At 68.7% G+C, this 2141-nt stretch carries 2 protein-coding genes and 1 pseudogene; all 3 read right to left on the reverse strand.

All coding sequences use genetic code 11. The features are described 5' to 3' along the window. Positions 1-309 (reverse strand): annotated as a pseudogene (locus tag HHX41_RS39355) (sugar phosphate isomerase/epimerase); the annotation flags it as partial. A 31-nt stretch (positions 310-340) separates the two neighbouring features. Further along, positions 341-1516 (reverse strand): Gfo/Idh/MocA family oxidoreductase, encoded by a 1176-nt coding sequence (locus HHX41_RS39360; RefSeq protein WP_310742384.1) that lies wholly within the window; start codon positions 1514-1516, stop codon positions 341-343. A gap of 17 nt (positions 1517-1533) precedes the next feature. Then, the coding region (locus tag HHX41_RS39365; protein ID WP_182910004.1) for a substrate-binding domain-containing protein at positions 1534-2141 on the reverse strand (608 nt) is incomplete at its 5' end.

A 2141-nucleotide genomic window follows, 5' to 3' on the forward strand; every position in this document is an offset into this window, starting at 1 on the left:
TTCGGGTTCGCCGTCGCCCCAGATGCGGGCGGGCAGGATGCCCTTGTGGCGTTCGTCGATGGGGTGGTCGCAGACGGCCTGGCCGACGAGGTGGTTGGAGATCGTCCATACCCCGAGGTTGTATTTGCCCAGGGTTTCCTTCTTGCGTTCGACGTAGGAGTCGTCGGCGAGGGCCTTGTCGACCTCGAAGTGGTCGCCCCAGCAGGCGAGTTCCAGGCCGTCGTAGCCCCATTCGGAGGCGAGGCGGCAGACCTCCTCGAACGGCAGGTCCGCCCACTGCCCCGTGAACAACGTGATCGGTCGCGTCATATCACACCCCTTCTCACAGTCCTGTGGACAATCACACCGAGGTCCAGCCCGACCCGGCGGCCGCGCTCTCCTCGACCGCGGCGAGCACCCGCTGCACCTGAAGGCCGTCCTCGAAGGACGGTGCGGGGTCGGTGCCGGCGGCCACCGCCTCGATGAAGTCCTTCACCTCATGGGTGAAGGTGTGCTCGTAGCCGAGGCCGTGACCCGGCGGCCACCACGCCCCGGCGTACGGGTGGTCCGCCTCGGTGACGAGGATCCGCCGGAACCCGCCCTCGGCGGCGTCGAGCGTGTGGTCGTGGAACCACAGCTCGTTCATCGCCTCGAAGTCGAAGGACAGGCTGCCCAGCGATCCGTTGACCTCGATCCGCAGCGCGTTCTTGCGGCCCGTGGCGAACCGGGTGGCCTCGAAGGACCCCAGCGCCCCGCCCTCGAAACGGCCGATGAACAGCGCGGCGTCGTCCACCGTCACCTCGCCCATCTCACCGGTGCCGCCCTGGCCGGCCAGGCCGGCCGACCCCTCGGCGAGCGGGCGCTCCTTGACGAACGTCTCGGTGATCGCGCTCACCCCGGCCAGCGACCGGCCGACGATGAACTGCGCGGTGTCGATGATGTGGGCGCCGATGTCGCCGAGAGCGCCGGACCCGGCCTTGTCCTTCTGCAGACGCCAGACCAGGGGGAACTCCGGGTCGACGATCCAGTCCTGCAGGTACTGCGCCCGCACGTGCCGGATCTCCCCGAGCCTGCCCTGTTCGACGAACCGCCGGGCCAGCGAGACGGCGGGCACGCGGCGGTAGTTGAAGGCGACCATGCTGCGCACGCCGCGGGCCGCCGCCGCGCGGGCGGCGGCGACCATGGCCTCGGCCTCGGCGACCGTGTTGGCGAGCGGCTTCTCGCAGATGACGTGCTTGCCCGCCTCCAGCGCCGCGACGGCGATCTCGGCGTGGCTGTCACCGGGAGTGCAGATGTCGACGACCTGCACGTCGTCACGCTCGAGGAGCCGCTTCCAGTCGGTCTCCACCGCCGCCCAGCCGAGCGTCGCCGCGGCCTCGGCCGTGCGCTCGGGCGACCTCCCGGCCAGGGCCGCCATGACGGGCCGTACCGGCAGGTCGAAGACCGAGGAGACGCTCCGCCATGCCTGCGAGTGCACGCGTCCCATGAACGCGTACCCCACCATGCCGACGCCCAGCGTCGGCCTGCTGTCTACCACTGAATATCTCCCCCGTATCAGGATTCGAAGCCGGTCGGCAGGTACTGCTCGGCGTTGTCCTTGGTAACGGTCTCCGAGGTCAGGGTGATCGACTGCGGCACCTGCTGCTCCAGCAGGTCGCTCATGCCCTTGCCCTGCGCGATCAGTCGCGCCAGCTTGATCGCCGAAGCGGCCATCGTCGGGCTGTAGGTCACCGTCGCCTTCAGCACACCGCTGTCGGCCTGGATGTCACGCATCGCGTTGGCCGAACCCGCACCACCGACCATGAAGAACTCGTCACGACCGGCCTCCTTGATCGCGGCCAGCACACCGATGCCCTGGTCGTCGTCGTGGTTCCAGATCGCGTCGATCTTCTTGTGCGCCTGCAGCAGGTTGCTGGCCACCTGCGTACCCGACTCCACCGTGAACTTGGCGTCCTGCTTCGCCGTCACCTTGAACCCATAGGTCTTCAGCGCGTCCTCGAAGCCCTTGCTGCGGTCCTGCGTCAACGGCAGCGTCGCGATGCCCTGGATCTCCAGGATGACCGGATCGGCCACCCCCTTGTCCTTCAGCGTCTTGCCGATGTAGTGACCCGCGGCCACCCCCATGCCGTAGTTGTCGCCACCCAGCCAGGTCCGGTACGACA

It is taken from the genome of Microbispora sp. H13382, assembly GCF_014161445.1.
In the GTDB taxonomy this organism is placed as follows: Bacteria; Actinomycetota; Actinomycetes; order Streptosporangiales; family Streptosporangiaceae; genus Microbispora.